The sequence below is a fragment of the Fredinandcohnia onubensis genome, assembly GCF_002734285.1.
Lineage (GTDB): Bacteria > Bacillota > Bacilli > Bacillales > Bacillaceae_L > Ferdinandcohnia > Ferdinandcohnia onubensis_A.
On the sequence record NZ_NSEA01000015.1, the window covers coordinates 67,958 to 88,041 of the forward strand.

Consider the following 20,084-nt stretch of genomic DNA (forward strand, 5'->3'; position numbering starts at 1 on the left):
ATGTTTATCAAAAATATCGTGATTGTTGATGATGAACCAAGAACTAGGCAGGGCTTGCAGAGGACGTTGGAAAGTTGGAATAATGGTGAATTTCATATCCTCACTGCGCAAAGCGGTGAGGAAGTGTTACAAATTGCAGAAGAGCAAAAGATTCATATATTGCTTTCCGATATACGTATGCCAGAGATGACAGGACTTCAGCTATTAAAAACGATTAAAGAAAAGGGAATGTCTCCTGTCGTTATTGTTATATCCGCTTACTCGGAGTTTGAGTATGCCCAAGAGGCGCTTCGTCTTGGTGTCGTGAACTATCTATTAAAGCCAATTAGCAAAACTAAATTAATTGAGGCGGTTGAAGAAGCGATTCAGATTTTGGAAAATCAGTTCAGAGTGGGTATGATCGAAAGAGTTGTCGATAAAAAAATCATCGATGCCTCAACGAAAATTGATACAACAACAGATACAATTCGCATGGCCATTACCTATATTGATCGTCACATTAAGGATGATATCAGCCAAAAAGACGTTGCAGCTCATGTCCATTTAAACCCTAGTTACTTTAGCGTGCTATTTAAAGAAGAAGTGAAATTGAATTTTAGTGAATATGTAACAAGACGCAGAATTCAACGCGCAAAAGAATTTCTCCTTTCCACCAACCATACCATCAATGAAATTGCTGAAGAAGTTGGCTATAAAACTGCTAAGTATTTTATTAAGATTTTTAAAGAGTATGAAGGTATGACACCAACCACATACCGAAAAACCAGGAATGAAAGGGCTTTCTAAAAATAGTAGTATTTTTCCCAATCATCGTTCCCTTTTTTGATAATTCCCGTGATGGTAGACTTTAAATGTAAGGCAAAGAGGGTATAAGACAAATTAAGGGGGTTTTTGAACAATGAAAAAGAAAGCGTTTGCTACTGTGATGTCGATGGCATTAGCTGGTGGATTAATCTTAGGAGGATGTTCTTCATCAGATGATACCGCTAAAGATTCCAGTGGATCTAGCAGTGATAAAACCGTTGTAAAAATGATGCACTTATGGCCAGAAGGTAGCTCCAATGCTCAGTTTACAATCGTAGATGATATTATCAAAGCTTATGAGGAAGAGAACCCAGATGTAGACGTTCAAACTGAAATTTTAGGTAACGAGCAATACAAAGAGAAAGTAAAAGTATTATCTGCTTCAAATGAACTTCCTGACGTAGGTATTACTTGGGCTGCTGGTTATATGAAGCCTTTTGTAGATGGAAACATGTTCGCTCCACTTGATGATATTGTTGAGAAAGATAAGTTCGTAGCTGGCACTTTGGATGCCTTCTCAGTTGAAGAAAAGACATATGCATTACCTTTAGAATTGAACATTACTCCAGTTTACTACAATAAGGAAATCTTTGAAAAATATAATTTAGAAGCTCCAAAAACATATGATGAGTTCTTAAATGTTGTTGAAACACTTGTTGATAACGGCGTTACCCCTATCACTTTAGGTAACAAAGACCGTTGGACTGGCTCTATGTGGTACATGTACCTTGCAGATAGAATCGGAGGGCCTGAAAGCTTAAATAATGCAATCAACCGTACAGGTAGCTTCGAAGATCCAGCACTTGTAAAAGCAGCTGAGGAAATCGAAAACCTTGTAAATATGGATGCCTTTGTTAAAGGATTTAATGGTCTTTCAAATGATGAAGCAAAAGGATATTTCATGAATGAACAAGCAGCTATGTACTTAATGGCAACTTGGGAATTACCAAACTATACAACAACACCTGATGTCGATCAAGAATTCAAAGATAAAGTTGGATACTTTAAGTTCCCGACCTATGAAGGTGGCAAAGGCGACATTGATAGCTACGTAGGTGGTCCTGGTGTTGGTTTATTCGTTTCTGAACAATCAAAAGTAAAAGATGAAGCAAAAGAATTTGTTTCTTACCTTGTTGATGAGTGGGGCAAGCGTTCAGTTGTTGATGCTGGTGTAATCCCTGCAACAGTTGTTGATACATCTAATGGCGACCTTCACCCAATGTACATTGACATTCTTAACGATTTAGGAAAAGCTTCAAACTTAACACTTTATGCTGATGTTCAAATGTCTGCTGGTGTGGCTGATGTTCACTTAAATCAAATTCAAGCATTATTTGGCGGTCAAACAACTCCAGAAGAATTTGCAAAAACACAAGAGGAAGCTCTTGCTGCCGAAAAATAATTGTGGCTTAAAAGAGAGGGCATATTGCTTGTAATATGCCCTCTTCTTTATAGAAAGGAAGGGGCAAAACCATTATGAAAACTGTGATGTCGAATAAGTTCGTTATCGCCCTTTATACACTCCCGGCTTTACTTCTCATTCTAGTCCTTATTTATATTCCAATTGCTTTATCAGGTTACTACGGTCTCATGGATTGGGACGGAATTGGTGAAATGACATTTATCGGATTAGATAACTATATTACTTTAATTCAGGATAAATTATTCTGGTCAAGTACCTGGCACTCATTTTTACTAGCAATCTTTTCAACAGCCAGCTTACTTTTATATTTAGCTATTTCACTTGTTCTAGCTAGCAAAATCAAAGGTTCTGACCTTTTACGAAAAATTTATTTAATACCCATGCTATTATCTTCTGTTGCGATTGCCCAACTATGGATGAAAATTTTTGACCCAACAAACGGTATGGCAAACAAATTGCTAGAGTTCTTTGGTGTTGAAAACACACCGATCTGGTTAGCAGATCCAAAGATTGCACTGTATGCAATCTTCATCCCAATCATTTGGCAGTACGCAGGATTTTACATTTTGATCTATTATGCAGCTTTGAAAAATGTTCCTGACGAAGTCATCGAAGCAGCAAAAATCGATGGGGCTAGCCCATTTCAAATTGCCTATAAAATCAAACTTCCACTCATCTCTGGCGTTTTCAAGGTAACAATCATGCTAGCAGTGGTGGGTTCATTAAAATATTTCGACCTAATCTATGTTATGACCGGAGGAGGACCAAACGGAGCAAGTGAAGTTATGGCCTCATACATGTACAAAGAAGCATTCAAACTAAACAACTTTGGATATGGTAGTGCCATTGGCTTTGGACTATTAGTGATCTGTCTAGTTATGACATGGTTAACATCACAATTAACGAAATCTAAAGACGATGTTCAATTTTAAGGGGGAGTGAATCAAAATGAGTGAGGTTCGTACACAACAAGTTACACCAAACCTTTCCACACAAAAGCCAAGGAAATCCTTCTTGAACAAAATTGGATTTGGGTTTCTATATCTCTTACTAGGTACTTTTGCTATTATTCAAATCTATCCATTGGTTTGGTTGGTGTTCTTTTCCCTAAAAACCAATAAAGAAGTTTTCGGTATGTCTCCCTTCGCTTTACCACAAAGCCCACAATGGGAAAACTATACGAAAGCTTGGACTTCCGGAAATATCGGTGTCTACTTCTTTAATAGTGTTTGGATTACTGTGCTATCAGTTTTCCTAACAATCATTCTCGCTAGTTTTGTAACATTTGCAGTAACACGAATGCATTGGAAACTAAGCGGCCCTGTTCTTGGATTATTCCTAGTCGCCTATATGATTCCGTTACATTCTACTCTAATTCCACTGTTTAAAATGTACAACAGTGCGAACTTAATTGATAATCCATTATCAATTGTATTATCCTATACAGCATTTAACTTGCCATTGACAATCATGATTTTACTTGGGTTTTATAAAACATTCCCTCGCGAAATTGAAGAAGCTGCGGTTATGGACGGATGCTCAGTACATCGAATCTTCTTCCAAATTACGCTGCCAATGACGGTTCCTGTATTATCAACAACCGCAATCATCAACATGATTTACAATTGGAATGAATTTGTGTTTGTAAATACTTTTATCAGTTCTGATAAGTGGAAGACACTAACAGTGGGAATCAATAACTTCGTTGGTCAGTATTTAACAGACTGGGGCGCAATCGGTGCAACCCTTGTTATCAGTATCGTGCCAATTCTACTAGCATTCCTGTTCTTAAGTGATAAGATCGTTGAAGGCATGGCAGCTGGGTCTGTGAAAGGATAAGGTTGTGAGTAAGGACAAGGATTGGGCTTGCGACCTTCGTAAGGGACATGCCGCAAGCCTGCCTGAAATTTGGATGCAAATAGGCTTGGAGAGTCAAATAATAAAGGGACAGATAGGAAAGGTTGTACTAGATCCTCTTATCTGTCTTTTTGTTATTGTGGGACTTTGCGTTTGGAGTTAATACTGTAGGAATTAGGCGGATGAAGGAGTTTTTATGCTATTGAGCAATCTTAATTGGGCGTTCCTCACCTCAATGAAGAACTCTTTCTAGGTAACTCCATGCGTTCGTTCTGGCCTTCATGGGCTCTATGAAGACCATTCTTATATCAATCTACTTGCGGTCTGTCCTTCATAACCTTGATGAAGGACTTTAGCTTAGACAACTTCAGTCGTTGGGGACTTCATGACCCTTATGAAGACGTTTTTTCTATCATTCTACTCACTTTCAGTCCTTCATAACCTTGATGAAGGACTTTGGCTTGGACAACTTCATTCGTTTGGGACTTCATGACCCTTATGAAGTCCTTTTTTCTATCAATCTACTCACTTTCGGTCCTTCATAACCTTGATGAAGGACTTTAGCTTAGACAACTTCATTCGTTGGGGACTTCATAGCCCTTATGAAGTCCTTTTTTCTAGCAATCTACTCACGGTCGGTCCTTCATAACCTTGATGAAGGACTTTAGCTTAGACAATTTCATTCGTTAAGGACTTCATGACCCTTATGAAGACCTTTTTTCTATCATTCTACTCACTTTCAGTCCTTCATAGATGCCATGAAAGGGATTCAGCAACAGGCGTACGCTGCTTTTCCCCTTCATCGGCACGATGAAGAGGATTCAGTAATCTTCAACTACTTTCTGACCTAAGATAAAACTTCTTCCATCAACCTAACTGTTCCTTCTTCCGTTCCGTCTTTTGAAAAGTGCGGTAGCATGCAGCCATGATGATTGCTGCGGATAGGCTCCCACCGAAGAAAAAGCCCAATCCAGGGATATATTTTACGACAAAGAACACCATTACCAAACTAATAACCATCACAACGTTTTCAAGTGGATTAATCAGCATTAATAAAAAGGAGTTTTTAATCATATGGACAATCTTAAGTTCATAGTGGACAAACACTGGGAAAATGTACAACAACGTCATTAATGCGGCAAAAATAAACAAATAAATTGGGATTTGAATTACACGAACAAAACTTCCACCTAAATTCCTAATAAAAAACAGGTCAAGTACAATCAGGACACCAACTACTACAATGATCAACCCTAGACCGTTACTTTTTATAAACTCAGCTTTATAGGTACTCCAAAAAGTACCAAAGACTGGAATATCAGTATCTCCCAATAACCATTTGCGGACTACCGCAAACATGGCCACCGTTGCTGGAAAGAACCCCAAAACAACCAGACCCACTAACGAGAACCCAATCCAAAGTATATTTAGATACGCGAATTTTGAAATCCACAATGTAGCCGCATAGGCTCGGTTTGCTGTTTTACTCATCAAATCCCTCCGACGTCGACAAAAACAAAATTATTTCAATAAAATTTTATCACAATCTACTCTTAAAATCCTTTAATAGCTCGCTAACAGTAACAAACCGGTAGACTTGTTTTTTTCAATTCCTGAACAAGCATCCAAACAGCTTCAACTGTTTGAAGTCGATCATCATATCGATCAACCTCTCTCTAAAAAAAGAACGAGACTAAGCTCGTCCTTTTAATATGCGCCTCTGATGAACTCTTTTACATTTTCGTTATAAAAACGCTGTATCTTTTCTATTTCTTCTTTTGTAAATGGCTTTTCTTCAAGAGCTGACAGGTTATTTTGAACTTGTTTTACATTTTTAAAGCCAGGAATTATACATGTTATTTCTCTTTGGTCTAATATCCAACGTAGAGCTGCACTTGCCATCGAGTTACGTCCAGTTGCAATCCACTTTAACTGGTCCGCGAGTTCAACACCCTTTTTAAAACCAAGACCTGCAAACGTTTCCCCAACATTAAATGCTTCCCCATTTTCATTAAAACGACGGTGATCATCCTCTTCAAAGACATGATCAGCGGTAAATTTACCAGTGAGCAGCCCGCTAGCAAGTGGCAATCTCACAAGTAGTCCGACTCCTTTTTTGTGGGCCTCAGGAATTAACTCTTCCAAGGGCTTTTGGCGGAACATATTAAAAATAATTTGCAGGCTCTTCACATTTGGATTCTCCAAACAAATAAGCCCTTCCTCAACTGTTTCTACACTTACCCCATAGTGACGAATTTTCCCTTCACGTTGCAAGCGATCGAGTACTTCAAAAACACTTCCATCTCGTAAAATCTCTGTAGCAGGGCAATGAATTTGATATAAATCAATTGCCTCTCGATTTAAACGTCGAAGGCTGTCTTCACAATATTTACTTACTTGTTCATAGCTGTAATTTTGGGGATCAAAGATGTCACCTTGACGGCAGAACTTAGTGGCAATATGAATCTTATCTTCCTTGCCTTTCGTTGCCTTGGCCAACAACTCTTCACTATGTCCGTCACCATACACATCGGCTGTATCAAAAAAGTTTACACCTTGATCCATCGCAAATTCCAAGGACTTAAGTGCCTCCGTATCACTCGTTTTCCCCCAAGCACCGCCGATCGCCCAAGTACCAAAGCTCACTTCACTAATTTTTATTCCAGTGTTACCTAATTCACGGTAATTCATTTTTACGTCCCCTTTCACTACTGCTTATCCTTTAATATCTTCTTATTGACCATTATTTGGTGGATGAAACATGTCCTATTCGTATCAGAGCTCACTTTTTAATACTCTCTTCTCCCGCTACTCCGAATTTATATTTAGTGACCGAAGAATAATCCTGGCCTTTTTCGAGAGTAATTGATGGAAAATGAGAATGATGGATGGCATCAGGAAATGCCTGTGTCTCTAAGCATATCCCTAAGTATTGTCTGGAAGGAACACCTCGAAAGTTCCCTTCAGATTGCAGGGAATTTCCTGAGTAAACCACAACAGCAGGTTCATCTGTTTCTATCGTTAATATTCGGCCATTTTCTGGATCCTTTAATAGAACTTCGTTTTCATGGTTTTTATCGAGAATGAACGGATGGTCATAGCCATTGCCTACAAGAACATTTTGCGGATGCTGAGAATTTGTCCCCGATTTAATTACTTTTTCATTTCTAAAATCAAATGGTGTATTATCGACATTTAAATAGTGACCTGTTGGGATAAATTCTTGATCGAGTTCAAGAAATTGATTGCTTTTTATAGTTAAGGTATGGTCTAACACATCCCTTTTCAAATCTCCGCTTAGGTTAAAATAAGAATGGTTGGTAAGAGTTAGTAGCGTTTTTTGATCTGATTGAGCACCATAATGAATCGTCAGCTCATTTTCGTTGTTTAGCGTATAAATCACTTCGACGGTTAAAATTCCCGGATACCCTTCTTCACCATCGGGGCTTACATACGAAAAACGAACTCCGTCTTCAAGAATTTCCGCATCCCATACAACCTTGTTAAACCCGTTTATGCCTCCATGAAGATGATTGGAATTGTCATTTTTCGCTAGATTGTATGTATTTCCTTCAAGTTCGAAAGAGCTTTTCTTTATTCGACCTGCCACACGTCCACAAATAGCACCCAAAAATGAGGAATCCTGCATATAATCGTTGAGTGTGTCATGGCCAAGAACAATATTTTCAAGAACTCCATTTTTGTCCGGAACGTTGATTTTCGTGATTATACCGCCATAATTTATGACCGAAACTTCTATGCCGTGATCATTCAGCAGTGTAAATGAAAAGATAGGTTGGTTATCAATTTGACCAAAACTTTCTTTTTTAACTTTCATTTTCAACTTCCTTCCTACTACTAGACAAGTTGTGGTTGATCCTGCCGTTTCCAGTTTTTATATGGGTAGTCAATACACTTCATTAAGTTTCATTTAATTGGGAAGTGGGACAAGGGACCTGTCCCCCTGTCCCATTATTTTCTAAAGTCTTTTAGTTGTTCGTTGAGTGCTTTTGTTTGGGTATAAACTTGTTGATAGATGGCAAATAATTTTTTATACGCTTCCACATTTTCTGGAATTGGTTCATACGTTTTTGAAGTTTGCAGGAATGAATCTGCACATTCTTTTAATGATTCAAACCATCCACTGCCATATGCAGCAAGCATGGCTGCTCCCATTCCAGGACCTTGTTCAGATGTTAATTTCTCTATTTTTGCGTTAAAAATATCCGCCTGCATTTGTAGCCAAGTTTCGTTTTTCGCACCGCCACCAATTGAAATAATTGAATCTATCGTTTTGCCGCTATTTCTGAAAATCTCAATCGACTCGTTTAAAGAAAATGTAATTCCTTCAAGGACTGCACGAGCAAAATGCTTTCGTTCATGGGCTGTATCAACTCCAATGAAACTACCGCGGATATTCGAATCAGCATGTGGTGTTCTTTCGCCCACAATATACGGCGTAAATAATAGACCGTTGCTGCCTGCAGGCACTTCATCGACACCCTCTAAAAACTGATCAAAAGCCTCTTCTTTTGCAAACGTATCCTTGAACCAACTTAGACTGTAACCTGCCGCAAGAGTGACACCCATCGTATAATACGTGTTTTCTTCACCATGGTTAAAATAGTGAACCTTACCTTCAAAATCAAGGTCATTTCGTTCTTCATAAGACAACACCACACCTGAGGTTCCGATACTACAGAGGGTTTTGCCTTCCGATAAAATACCTGAACCTATCGCACCACAAGCATTATCCGCACCGCCAGCAAATACCTTAGTTGCCTTAGATAGTCCAGTTACCTCAGCAAATTCAGGGATTACCGTACCAACAAAGTCGTGTGACTCCACTAATGGTGGACAAAATTCCGGCACAAGTCCAAATGCTTCTACTACTTCCTGACTCCATTCACGTTTTGCCACATCTAACATCAATGTCCCTGCCGCATCTGAGTACTCCATGTGAATGGCACCTGTAATACGATAACGTAAATAATCCTTTGGAAGCATGAACAGATTAGAGCGTTCGAATATTTGCGGCTCATTTTCTTTTACCCAAAGAATTTTCGGCAATGTAAAACCTTCTAATGCGGGGTTCTTTGTTACTTCCAATAGTTTTTCCTTACCAAAAGTCTCATAGATTTTTTCACATTGCTTTGTCGTTCTTGTATCATTCCATAAAATGGCGTTTCTCAACACCTGATTTTCTTTATCTAGTAAAACGAGTCCATGCATTTGTCCAGAGAAACTAATCCCTTCAATATCATTTACATCTCCATCGAATTGAGCAACAAGTTCTTTTAAACCTGCAGTTGTCTTTTCAACCCATTCTTCCGGATTTTGTTCACTATAACCTGATTTTTCAATAATAAGAGGATATGACTTCGATACCTCACCAGCTACTTCTCCGATTTGATTTACTAGTAAAATTTTTACAGCGCTTGTTCCGAGGTCCACACCGATTACATATTTCATCCGTATCATCCTTTTCTGCAAAAATGTGCTGGAGTAGCATACATCCAGCACATTCTTGGTTTCTATTCATTAAGCATTTAAAGTTTCTAGTAGATATTGGTTGATTAACGCTTTTAAGCGTTCTGTTCTACCTGATGTATTTTTAATTTCAGTTAATCCAAGTGCATATGCTTCTAGCTCACGGAAGTTAGTTTTTCCTTCTACGATATCTAAGCCAATGCCTTTCGTATAACTGCTATAGCGCTCTTCTACAAAGTTATCAAGCACTTTATCTTCGATTAGTTTGTTAGCCACTTTTAAGCCCACTGCAAATGCGTCCATACCTGCAATATGTGCGTGGAAAAGATCATCTGTATCAAATGAACCTCTTCTTACTTTTGCATCAAAGTTTAGTCCACCTTTGCCAAGTCCGCCATTTTTCAAGATTTCATACATGGCTAATGTGTTTGTATAGAGGTCTGTTGGGAATTCATCTGTATCCCAGCCAAGCAATGTATCCCCTTGGTTTGCATCAACTGAACCAAGCATACCATTAATACGTGCTGTTCTTAACTCATGCTCAAAAGTATGACCAGCAAGTGTTGCATGGTTTGCTTCAATATTAAACTTGAAGTAATCTGTTAGGTCATATTTTTGTAAGAATGCTAGACCTGTAGCTACGTCAAAATCATATTGGTGCTTAGTAGGCTCTTTTGGTTTTGGCTCAATTAAGAATGGAACATTTAATCCGATTTCCTTCGAATAGTCAACAGCCATGTGGAAAAAACGAGCTAAGTTGTCCATCTCAAGCTTCATATCTGTGTTTAAAAGTGTTTCGTAACCTTCACGGCCACCCCAGAAAACATAGTTTTCTGCACCAAGTTCTTTAGCAACTTCTAGGCCCTTTTTCACTTTCGCAGCAGAGTAAGCAAATACATCTGCATTTGGAGAAGTCGCAGCACCATGTGTATAGCGTGGATTTGTAAACATATTAGCTGTGTTCCAAAGTAATTTTACTTTGCTAGTCTTCATGTAATCTTTAATCATTGCAACAATGACATCAAGATTTTCATTTGTTTCCTTTAATGTACTTCCTTCTGGAGAAACATCAACATCATGGAACGCAAAGAAAGGAACATCTAATTTTTCAAAAAGCTCAAATGATGCTTCAACACGAGCTTTTGCTAAGTCTAAACCTTTAAGGTGATCCCAAGGGCGTACTGCAGTCCCTACACCAAATGGGTCTGTTCCATCAGCGGTAAATGTATGCCAGTAAGCAACAGAATAACGAAGGATTTCCTCCATTGTCTTGCCATTAATTTTTTCTTCTGGGTTGTAATATTTAAATGAAAAAGGATTCGTTGATTTAGCGCCTTCATATTTAATTTTGTTAACTGAATCGAAATAAGCCATCGGGTTATTCCTCCTAGTATTTTTAATATTTCAATAGTTTTTTAAATGCAATCAAAAGCTCGTCATCTTTAAGCAAGCTTTTATAATCAGATTATAACACCGCTTACAAAGTTTGTCTACACGATAAACTAAGTATCTCAAAAATTATTTTATTTTTAGTTTAAATGAGCATAACTTAGTCTTAATTCCCTTATTTAATCTAAGTTTCACATTCGTATACTCACCATACTAAGTTTTATGATAAAATAAATACAATACCAAATAAGGAGTTATAATCAGTGAGAACGATGACATGGAATCAACAGGTTGTTAAAAAAAATAATAAAGCACTCGTCTTACAATTAATTATGGAAAATGAGCCAATTTCACGTGCGGACATTGCTCAGATTTCAGGCTTAAATAAAACAACAGTTTCAACTTTGGTTACGGAACTATTAGAGGAAGATTTACTTTTTGAATCAGGACCAGGTGTCTCTAGTGGAGGACGCCGTCCCGTTATCCTTCATTTCAATAAGGATGCCGGTTATGCAATTGGGATCGATATTGGTGTGAACTATGTGCTATCTGTTCTTACCGATTTAAAAGGGACTATTTTAATTGAAAAAAGCCAAACTCTGAACCGTACTACTTATGCGTCAGTCATGGATATTTTACAAAAGATGATTCAGTCGTTAATGGATGAAATGCCAAAGAGCAGGTACGGAATTGTTGGCATCGGAGTTGGTGTACCGGGAATTGTTAATAATGAGGGGTCCGTCCTGCTAGCACCGAATCTTGGATGGAGTAATATCCAATTAAAAGAGGAGCTTGAAAAACTCTACAGTGTTCCCGTTATTATTGAGAACGAAGCAAACGCCGGGGCTGTCGGTGAACAGAATTTTGGTTTAGGACAAAACCACGAAAACATTCTTTATATCAGCGCTGGTATAGGAGTTGGTGTCGGAATCATTGTTAACAGGGAGCTTTATAAAGGAATAAATGGATTCTCCGGTGAAATGGGACATATGATTATTGACATGAACGGCAAGCGTTGTAACTGTGGCAGCCGCGGATGCTGGGAAGCTTATGCATCAGAGCAAGCATTACTGGAAATGTCTGACCCTAGTATTGAATCACTGGAAGCGCTGCTTGAGTTAGCGAAGAATGGTGACGAAAAAGCGAAGCATCTCTTTGAAGAGATTGGAAACTATCTTGGACTTGGAATTAATAATATCATTAATACGTTTAACCCAGAACAAGTCATCATTGGAAATCGACTTGCATTAGCGAAAGAATGGCTCGAAGCACCAATCCGGAATACGATTGAAAAACACACACTCGCATTCCACCAAAACGACTTGCAACTCAACTTTTCAAAACTTGGAAAATACTCAACCTCATTAGGTGTATCGGCCTTCGCTGTAGACAACTTTATTAAAAGTTAAGGAAACTGTCCCACATCTGTCCCCTGCTTTTAGTAGCAGGGCTTTTTTTATAAAAAAATTCGACAGGCTCACCTGTCGAATCTCTACATTATTTATCACCGTATGGATCAATCGTTTGGATTGTTCCATCTTCATTGTATTTAAGTTCAGTAAATTTAACGCTACGCTTATGGTTAATCCCATTTGATAAAGAGCAATCATGGTAGAAAAGATACCACTTGTTTTTAAATTCAACGATTGAATGATGGGTTGTCCAACCAATGACTGGATTAAGTATTGTCCCTTTGAACACAAATGGTCCTTGTGGATTGTCACTGACAGCGTATACAATTTTATGTGTTGTTCCCGTTGAATAGGATAGATAATAAAGTCCATTGTATTTATGAACCCATGGTCCTTCAAAATATCGACGGTCTTCATCACCTGCTAATATTGGGTTTCCATCTTCATCAACAATTGAAATTTCCTTTGGCTCACTTTTAAAAGTAAGCATATCATCATTTAATTCAGCGAAAATTGGTCCTAATGCAGGTTCTGTAGGAGCTGGTCCTTCTGTAACCTCAGCTTTAAATGAACCCGTTTGCCACTTTTCAAGCTGACCACCCCAAAGTCCTCCGAAATACATATAAGCGCTATCATTTTCATCTACAAAAACAGCCGGGTCGATACTAAAGCTTCCTGGTATATAATTTTCCTCTGGTGTAAAAGGTCCAGCTGGGCTATTCGCTGTCGCAACCCCAATTCTGAAAATATCTTCCTTGTCGCGTGCAGGAAAATAAAAATAGTACTTGCCATTTTTGTAAGCTGCATCTGGTGCCCACATTTGCCTACTTGCCCATGGTACATCCTTTACATGAAGCACTTCCCCATGGTCTACAATAGGTCCTTCGATATCCTCCATGGATAAAATGTGGTAATCTTCCATCTTATATTGGTCCCCATTATCATTTGACGGTTCATCGTGTTCAAGGTCATGTGACGGATAAATATAAAGTTTCCCTTCAAAAACGTGTGCAGAAGGATCTGCTGTAAAAATATGTGTAACAATTGGTTCATTAGGTTTCGTGTTTTTCACCATAACAGCCTCCAGTAACTTTATGATACCTACACATTCATTAAATCATATTCGATATACTTTGTATAGTGAAACAACTAACTTTTTAATTGCTTTTTTAAAATAAAAAGTGCCAACCCCGATTCTTTAACACGTCAGGGCTGGCACCTCATTTTACTTATATATTCCGTACGTTTTCTTTACATCTTGTATAAAAATGATTCCATTACCTGGTTCATCAATTTTAATTTTTTTCCTTATTGATTCCACAATTGCATCAGTGCTGTCTATCTCGGATAAAATCAATACAATCTCTTTTTCCGGTTCGATTTCCATTGAAAATAGTTTACTTGTTTCATGGATTCCAGAACCCCTTGCATTCATGATTGTACCACCCTTAGAACCAGCTTCGACCGCTGCATCGATCACATCTTCCGCATTACCCTTTTCTACAATCACCGTAATCGCATGATACATTGGATTGTCAGCACCTTCCTCTTCTTTAATTTCTCCACTTTTACAGCTACTTGCTCCAACAATATGACCAACAGAAGTCGTAAAAGCTATGCCATGATTGGGTTTGGAGAATTTAAATTTTTTATCGAGTTGATCTAGCGCTTGTTCCGCTATCTTACTATTAGAGACCATTAAGACAATTTCTTTTCGAACATCGTTTAAAGCTAAGAATTCTAAGAGGCGATTTTTTATCGTTCCTGTTCCTAACAACACTGTTCCCCCTGATATCCCGTTTTTCTTAGCTGTTTGCATGATTTTACTTCCCATACCATGATTTACAATAATGCAAATCAGTTCAAAGTCGGCTGATTCAGAATTACCCAACATTCTTCTCCAGTCCTCCTTTTTTTGATTTTAATTTAAATACAAATCCTAACACCTGTAAAGCAATTAGTGGTGTTAACGCTACCATCGCAATCATTCCAAATCCATCTATTAGGACATTGGCACCTTCAATTGCCTCTGCTGCACCTTGAATAAACGCCAAGATAAAAGTGGCTGTCATTGGACCAGAGGCAACACCGCCTGAATCAAATGCAATCCCAACGAATAATTTCGGTACGAAATAAGTCATCGCTATAGCAATCATATACCCAGGTAGAAGATAATGCCATAACTGTAGTTCGGGAATTAATATTCTCAGAATCGACAATGCCACCGCAATACCTACTCCTATGGATAAAGAAAACATGACCGTCTTTCTCGGTACATACCCACTTGTAACATCTTCTATTTGATGTGTCAACACGTGAACAGCAGGTTCTGCCAATATTGTTACAAGCCCCAAGATAAAAGCTACAATAACAAGATATGCTTTACTGTCTAAAGATGCAATACTATACCCAACTGCTGTACCGACATCCATAAATCCAGCATTCACTCCGACTAAAAACAGGACAAGTCCGATAAATGTGAATAAGAGCCCCATTAAAATTTTCCGAACTGCTTTTTTAGACTTCTTAAATGAGATTTTTTGAAAGATAAGAAAAAGAATTAAAATAGGTAGTAACGCTATGATGATTTCAAACGCTATGATTGGAAATTTATGTAGGAAAGGTCCAATAATAGAGCTTGAAACCTCAGAGTCTTCCAAACTTCCTGAGATTTTATCTGTTTTGGCAATGATATTCATGATCATGACAGAGATGATCGCACCTGTAGAAGCTACCGCTACCAGTCCAAAGCTATCTTTTTCAGACGCTTTGCTATCCTTTTTTAGCGTAGAAACCCCTAAGGCAAGAGCTAAAATAAACGGAACGGTCAATGCACCAGTCGTTGCTCCTGAAGCGTCAAATGATATGGCTAAAAATTCTGGAGATGTAAATATGGCGAGTACAAAGATGAGTAAATACAAGATGGATAACAATTTATATAAAGGAAAGTTGTAAACAATTCTTGCAAGACCAACCGCAATTAAAGCACCAATTCCAATTGAAACGATCACGACAAGACTGCTCTTAGAAATTAATCCAGATGTAACAAGATCAACCTGTCCGGCGAGAATATGTAAATCGGGTTCAGCAATTGAGATGAAAAATCCTAGCGCTAATCCAGCTATCACCACGATCCATAGTTTATTAGATTTTGCAATACTTGCCCCCATCGACTGTCCGATTGGCGTGATTCCAAGATCGACTCCAAATAAAAAGATAGACAATCCAATAATGATTAAAATCGCTCCAATGATAAAGCGAACTATTAGTGTCATATCTAAGTGAACCAAAGTAAAGTTTAGTATCAAGACGATGGCTGTTATAGGGAGAACAGCATACAAAACTTCTACAAGTTTAGAAACTAATACATGCAATTTTAGCTCATTCCTTTCTATTAGATTTGTTTTAACCTGAAAACCTGAAAAAAATGATATCTAGTGTCTTATTACACAAAAATGATGGTTTATATAAAATTTTAGATTATAGATTAACATCCACTTTTATAATATATTTTTCATTTTTATCAATACCGATATAATGTAACGTTTCTGCAGAGGATTGGTGGCGATAAATTTTTGATAGGATGGAAACGGCTATCCCCTTACGATATGCATGATACCCAAACGTTTTTCTTAAAGTGTGGGTACCTATTTTCCCTGGAATCCCCACCTCTTTTGCCGCATGATTAATAATTCGATACGCTTGCTGACGAGTAATCGGCTTATCATGTTTTTTTGATTTAAATAGATAATCACTCTCCTCCAATTCAACTTGGTTTAAATACTTCCTTAATTCTGTTTTCACACTAAGATTAATATAGAAATCAGTTACTTCATCTGTGGAAGAACCTTCTATCGAAACAAATTCTTTTATATCCTTCCCATCCCAGATATCACTGACTTTTAAAGAAAGTAATTCACTAACCCTCATCCCTGTATTGATCCCAAAGACAAAGAACAACAAATCCCGCTGCGAATGTTGACTCAATACTTCCTTCATTACCTTAATATCAGCAACCTTTTTTATAGGTTCAACAAACTCCATAGGATTTTCCTCCAATTACCAATGTTACTTAACCATATTTTAACACCAACTATGTAACACCACAATAAAAAATGGGTCACAGGGACAGGTCCCTTGTCCCAGGCATATCCGGGTTTATCAAAAAACACACCACTTGGGTACCAATCTTAACGCTAAAGAAAACACCTACATTCTCCTTGTAGGTGTTTTCTATATCACATATTTACTTATTCCAATAAACATTTTCTCGCTTATGTTTTATTCCATCAATCCAAACTATTAATTCGTCTTCATCAACCAGGTGGGTATGCAAGAATATTTGCTAATTCTTCAAGTGCAGTTTGAGACCAAAAAACACTATATTCTTTTTCCATGTTTATGAATCCTCGGAGCGTTCTCGAAGATAGTTGAGCCCTTCATCTTTACTAAAAACTCTTCCATTCTGACGATCCTCACGACTTTTCTCAATCTGACGAATTAGTTTTTCGTCTTTTGAAAGATATTCAATTTCCGTCTCATTTAGTATTTCTTTTTCCCGTTTCTTGTTTAAGTACTTAATAAAATCAAAAACCTCAAGAGCATCTTGTTCAGGAATTTGGTCAATCATTCGTTTTAATTCTTCACGATTTATACTCAAACTTTACACCACCTTGTGGTTTTTTCTTCCTAGATTATATCACATTCATAATAAAAATATATCAATCAGCAGAAAGGATAGATGTATTCAAGCCCCAATATTGGTGGTTCTGTGTACCCTTCTCCCCCATACCAATAGCAAGTTTCCAACTAAATCATTCTATCTTTATTGTAGCGTGATTTCTCCGGTCTCTGTTCCCCAGAAGCCGGTTTGTACTTGTAGGACAAGATTTGAAGTACCTGCTGGGATGTCAAAAACCACTTTCCCTTTGTTCTCAATGCCGGGGTTCACATCTTGCAGGAAAAAATTATTTTCTTCGTTCGCCCATATTCCCGCTTCTGAATCCGCTTCGTATGTGATATCCCCAGACTTCAACTTAAAAAATGAGGAATCTGTTGTGATCGCTTCTTTTCCTTCATTTTTTACAACTACATCCAAAATAAAAAATTCTCCTGAAGAACTTTTTCCGTATTCACCACCAATATTTGTAGCTGTACTTGTACCGGTCACAGTAAACACAACATCACCAACCATTAATGGTTGTCCGATTCCTACTGTCTGTACCTCTTCTTCAGGTTCCTCTGTATCTACTATTTCCTCCTCTTTAACTTCATCTTTTTCGATAGACTTTTCTTCTTTAGGTGTAGTAGAGGCTTGTTCCGTCCCTTCCTCTCCGCCCCCACTAGCAATCACACCGATAATAATCACAGCCAAAACCCAGACCCAAACCTTTTTGTAAAACGGTTTTCTTACTTTCACTTTCTTTTCTTTAGTCATTTTCTAACATCTCCTTTTAATGAATGAATGTTTAATAGACGATATTTTTTTAGAGTAGCCTGTATTTTCGCGTAGAAAAGTAGAACTTGCCCAATTGAATTTCTTCAATCGGCAAATTTAAATAGGCGGTACTATGAATGTTTCAACCTAATATTGTGATGGAGTAAATGATCCAACGTCATTTTTAGCATGTCGGGATAATGTCTAGAGAAGAATTCTCCGGTTGTGATGGTAATATCACTTTGGTAAAAGCTTATGAGTTTGGAGATAATAGAGGCTCTTATCTTATTAGGAATTTCCTTTCCTATTCACTTCACTTTTTTTAAACACATTCAAGCATACCTGGTCTCAATTTCCTTACCATGGCTAAAACCGGGCATCAAAAAACAAAAATTGCACCTCATTTTATAGATTTGAATGTTTTTAGAAATTAGTAACGGATGGGATTCAATAGATGTAGAGCAGGTTTTTCTTTGAGGCTAATTGTTAGTAGTGGTAGGTTCCATGTAGCCGAAATCGATTGAGGCAAAAGAAAAGTTCTTAAAAAAGTGGTTACGTACAGCAAAATGACTTATAAATGGTTCTTCTTAATCTGTTTGCATTTCCATACCTCCTCTCAAATCTATTTTTATATATTCGCCAAACTGAACCCATTTCCTTCCTAAAGTAAACATTTTGTCAAAAAATATTTTTTATTGTCGAAAAGACGAAAAGCAGTACAAACCAAGAAAAAACCCCTCGCTAATTGCAAAGGGTTTCGTAACTCTACTATTAATATACGTCGCGTAGATAACGACCTTGTGTTTTCATTTCTTTGAGGTATGCTTCTGCTGCCTCTCGGTCCATGCTTCCTTCTTGTTCAATGATTGTGAGAAGGGCTTCATTCACGTCTTTTGCCATATGTTCTTTATCTCCACAAACATAGAAATAAGCACCGTTGTTAATCCACTCAAATAATTCTTTGCCATGCTCAAGCATTTTATGTTGTACATATACTTTTTGAGCAGAGTCACGTGAGAAAGCAACATCGATTTTTGTCAAGATACCTTCTTGTTGGTATTTTTCCAACTCGTCTTGATACAAGTAGTCAGTCGCTTTATGCTGATCTCCAAAGAACAACCAAGAACGACCTGTTGCCTTGTTTACAGCAAGCTCTTCGATAAATGAACGGAATGGCGCAATCCCTGTTCCAGGACCAACCATGATAATATCTTTATCTAATTCTTCTGGCAAATGGAAGTGTTTATTGACTTGAACAAAAACTGGAAGGGTATCGCCTTCCTGAACTCGTTCCGCACATTGAACTGAGCAAACGCCTTTGCGTTCACGACCGTGCGCAGTATAACGCACTGCACCGATTGTTAGATGAACTTCATCTGGATGTGCTGCTAAACTACTCGCAATGGAATAAAGTCTAGGTACCATTTGTCTTAATAATGCAACGATATCTTGGGCAGAAGCCTTCCACGGGCCAAAGTCACGTAGCATATCAAGTAAGTCCCGACCATCGCAATATTCTTTTATTGCTGTTGTATCTTCCACAAGTTTTTGCAACTCTTCATTATCTGTGAATGCTGCCGCCCCTTGTAATATTTTCTTTGTAAGTAATGTGATGTCTAAATACGTTATCAATGCTTCTTTAAGCGGCATTGTTTCGCCTTTACGACCAACTGTTACAACCTCATCTGCATCCCACTTCATTTCCTCAAGAAGGGTTGCGACTAATTCTGGATCATTTGAGGGAGCAATTCCAAGTGTATCACCGGGAATATAAGAGAATCCTGAACCTTCTAATGATAGTTCAATATGTCTGGTTTCCTTGCTAGAACCTTCCCCATTTAAGTTGATGTTCTTAAGAACTTTTGCTTGAAATGGATTTGTTCTTGAAAATGTTGCAGGAACAGGTTTTTTCGGATCTTTTTCGTTATCTATAGTTCGTTGCATTTTCTAAAAACCTCCAACAGTTATATATATAGTTAGAATAACACATGTACAAGTTACCTTGTGTGCATTTTGACACATTTTCAGCACTATTTTCATTATACTACCAAAAAAGAGTGCAGCCCAATATATTCGCTTAGTCTTTACATAATCATGTTCTTCAATTATGTCGTTTTTTGATAAAATCCAGAACTGCACCATTCTCATAAGTTCGTAATGACATGAAGCATTCCTTTGATATTATATTGTACAATAAGTCAAATGCGTGCATGAGAAGCTTGAAAAAAAGGATGTAGGATTTTATTTGTAGTCGGTAAGATTCTTCGAAATC

17 protein-coding genes are annotated in these 20,084 nt (G+C 37.8%); 5 read left to right on the forward strand and 12 right to left on the reverse strand.

Annotated features, from left to right (window positions below):
- From CKJ95_RS15575 to CKJ95_RS15590, 4 genes are all read left to right on the forward strand, one after another.
- A complete protein-coding gene (locus CKJ95_RS15575) occupies positions 1–786 on the forward strand; it encodes a response regulator transcription factor (protein WP_099354370.1) in 786 nt (261 codons plus the stop codon).
- 112 nt (positions 787–898) lie between these two features.
- A complete protein-coding gene (locus tag CKJ95_RS15580) occupies positions 899–2,206 on the forward strand; it encodes an extracellular solute-binding protein (RefSeq protein ID WP_099354371.1) in 1,308 nt (435 codons plus the stop codon).
- 74 nt (positions 2,207–2,280) lie between these two features.
- Complete coding sequence (locus tag CKJ95_RS15585) at positions 2,281–3,159, forward strand: carbohydrate ABC transporter permease (RefSeq protein ID WP_099354372.1); 879 nt, start codon at positions 2,281–2,283, stop codon at positions 3,157–3,159.
- A 16-nt stretch (positions 3,160–3,175) separates the two neighbouring features.
- Positions 3,176–4,066 carry a carbohydrate ABC transporter permease gene (locus tag CKJ95_RS15590; RefSeq protein ID WP_099354373.1) on the forward strand — a complete coding sequence of 297 codons (891 nt, stop codon included), beginning with the start codon at positions 3,176–3,178 and terminating at the stop codon, positions 4,064–4,066.
- 885 nt (positions 4,067–4,951) lie between these two features.
- On the opposite strand, the gene CKJ95_RS15595 is transcribed toward CKJ95_RS15590, so the two are convergent.
- The 5 genes from CKJ95_RS15595 to xylA all read right to left on the reverse strand — a co-directional run bounded on the left by CKJ95_RS15595 (position 4,952) and on the right by xylA (position 10,948).
- Positions 4,952–5,575, reverse strand: coding sequence for a YesL family protein (locus CKJ95_RS15595; protein ID WP_099354374.1), 624 nt, complete (start codon positions 5,573–5,575; stop codon positions 4,952–4,954).
- A gap of 216 nt (positions 5,576–5,791) precedes the next feature.
- A complete protein-coding gene (locus tag CKJ95_RS15600) occupies positions 5,792–6,775 on the reverse strand; it encodes an aldo/keto reductase (RefSeq protein ID WP_099354375.1) in 984 nt (327 codons plus the stop codon).
- A 91-nt stretch (positions 6,776–6,866) separates the two neighbouring features.
- The gene (locus CKJ95_RS15605; protein ID WP_099354376.1) at positions 6,867–7,922 is read right to left on the reverse strand and encodes an aldose epimerase family protein; all 1,056 of its coding nucleotides are present in this window, start codon (positions 7,920–7,922) and stop codon (positions 6,867–6,869) included.
- A gap of 134 nt (positions 7,923–8,056) precedes the next feature.
- The gene (gene xylB / locus CKJ95_RS15610; RefSeq protein ID WP_099354377.1) at positions 8,057–9,556 is read right to left on the reverse strand and encodes a xylulokinase; all 1,500 of its coding nucleotides are present in this window, start codon (positions 9,554–9,556) and stop codon (positions 8,057–8,059) included.
- A gap of 69 nt (positions 9,557–9,625) precedes the next feature.
- Positions 9,626–10,948: a xylose isomerase gene (gene xylA, locus CKJ95_RS15615; RefSeq protein WP_099354378.1), complete on the reverse strand. Its 1,323-nt coding sequence runs from the start codon at positions 10,946–10,948 to the stop codon at positions 9,626–9,628.
- 287 nt (positions 10,949–11,235) lie between these two features.
- Here xylA and CKJ95_RS15620 point away from each other — a divergent pair, with 287 nt between their 5' ends.
- Positions 11,236–12,372, forward strand: coding sequence for an ROK family protein (locus tag CKJ95_RS15620; RefSeq protein WP_180271546.1), 1,137 nt, complete (start codon positions 11,236–11,238; stop codon positions 12,370–12,372).
- 88 nt (positions 12,373–12,460) lie between these two features.
- Here CKJ95_RS15620 and CKJ95_RS15625 read toward each other — a convergent pair whose 3' ends face one another.
- The 7 genes from CKJ95_RS15625 to CKJ95_RS15655 form a co-directional block, all read right to left on the reverse strand.
- Positions 12,461–13,450 carry a glycoside hydrolase family 43 protein gene (locus CKJ95_RS15625; protein WP_099354380.1) on the reverse strand — a complete coding sequence of 330 codons (990 nt, stop codon included), beginning with the start codon at positions 13,448–13,450 and terminating at the stop codon, positions 12,461–12,463.
- A gap of 150 nt (positions 13,451–13,600) precedes the next feature.
- On the reverse strand, positions 13,601–14,269 hold the full coding sequence (locus CKJ95_RS15630; RefSeq protein WP_099354381.1) for a P-II family nitrogen regulator: 669 nt from the start codon (positions 14,267–14,269) through the stop codon (positions 13,601–13,603).
- Positions 14,259–15,749: a DUF1538 domain-containing protein gene (locus tag CKJ95_RS15635; RefSeq protein WP_099354382.1), complete on the reverse strand. Its 1,491-nt coding sequence runs from the start codon at positions 15,747–15,749 to the stop codon at positions 14,259–14,261. The genes CKJ95_RS15630 and CKJ95_RS15635 overlap by 11 nt, the downstream gene beginning before the upstream one ends.
- A 106-nt stretch (positions 15,750–15,855) precedes the next feature.
- Positions 15,856–16,419, reverse strand: a complete 564-nt coding sequence (locus CKJ95_RS15640; protein WP_099354383.1) for a tyrosine-type recombinase/integrase — start codon at positions 16,417–16,419, stop codon at positions 15,856–15,858.
- 355 nt (positions 16,420–16,774) lie between these two features.
- Complete coding sequence (locus CKJ95_RS15645; protein WP_099354384.1) at positions 16,775–17,035, reverse strand: hypothetical protein; 261 nt, start codon at positions 17,033–17,035, stop codon at positions 16,775–16,777.
- A 165-nt stretch (positions 17,036–17,200) separates the two neighbouring features.
- Positions 17,201–17,812 carry a DUF4352 domain-containing protein gene (locus CKJ95_RS15650; protein ID WP_099354385.1) on the reverse strand — a complete coding sequence of 204 codons (612 nt, stop codon included), beginning with the start codon at positions 17,810–17,812 and terminating at the stop codon, positions 17,201–17,203.
- 771 nt (positions 17,813–18,583) lie between these two features.
- Positions 18,584–19,756, reverse strand: a complete 1,173-nt coding sequence (locus CKJ95_RS15655; protein WP_099354386.1) for a sulfite reductase subunit alpha — start codon at positions 19,754–19,756, stop codon at positions 18,584–18,586.
- Positions 19,757–20,084 lie beyond the last annotated feature (328 nt).

Bases quoted from the DNA above. Each gene is read 5' to 3' on its own strand.
- CKJ95_RS15575 (WP_099354370.1), top strand. From the start codon at position 1: ATGTTTATCAAAAATATCGTGATTGTTGATGATGAACCAAGAACTAGG.
- CKJ95_RS15580 (WP_099354371.1), top strand. From the start codon at position 899: ATGAAAAAGAAAGCGTTTGCTACTGTGATGTCGATGGCATTAGCTGGT.
- CKJ95_RS15585 (WP_099354372.1), top strand. From the start codon at position 2,281: ATGAAAACTGTGATGTCGAATAAGTTCGTTATCGCCCTTTATACACTC.
- CKJ95_RS15590 (WP_099354373.1), top strand. From the start codon at position 3,176: ATGAGTGAGGTTCGTACACAACAAGTTACACCAAACCTTTCCACACAA.
- CKJ95_RS15595 (WP_099354374.1), bottom strand. From the start codon at position 5,575: ATGAGTAAAACAGCAAACCGAGCCTATGCGGCTACATTGTGGATTTCA.
- CKJ95_RS15600 (WP_099354375.1), bottom strand. From the start codon at position 6,775: ATGAATTACCGTGAATTAGGTAACACTGGAATAAAAATTAGTGAAGTG.
- CKJ95_RS15605 (WP_099354376.1), bottom strand. From the start codon at position 7,922: ATGAAAGTTAAAAAAGAAAGTTTTGGTCAAATTGATAACCAACCTATC.
- xylB (WP_099354377.1), bottom strand. From the start codon at position 9,556: ATGAAATATGTAATCGGTGTGGACCTCGGAACAAGCGCTGTAAAAATT.
- xylA (WP_099354378.1), bottom strand. From the start codon at position 10,948: ATGGCTTATTTCGATTCAGTTAACAAAATTAAATATGAAGGCGCTAAA.
- CKJ95_RS15620 (WP_180271546.1), top strand. From the start codon at position 11,236: ATGACATGGAATCAACAGGTTGTTAAAAAAAATAATAAAGCACTCGTC.
- CKJ95_RS15625 (WP_099354380.1), bottom strand. From the start codon at position 13,450: ATGGTGAAAAACACGAAACCTAATGAACCAATTGTTACACATATTTTT.
- CKJ95_RS15630 (WP_099354381.1), bottom strand. From the start codon at position 14,269: ATGTTGGGTAATTCTGAATCAGCCGACTTTGAACTGATTTGCATTATT.
- CKJ95_RS15640 (WP_099354383.1), bottom strand. From the start codon at position 16,419: ATGGAGTTTGTTGAACCTATAAAAAAGGTTGCTGATATTAAGGTAATG.
- CKJ95_RS15650 (WP_099354385.1), bottom strand. From the start codon at position 17,812: ATGACTAAAGAAAAGAAAGTGAAAGTAAGAAAACCGTTTTACAAAAAG.
- CKJ95_RS15655 (WP_099354386.1), bottom strand. From the start codon at position 19,756: ATGCAACGAACTATAGATAACGAAAAAGATCCGAAAAAACCTGTTCCT.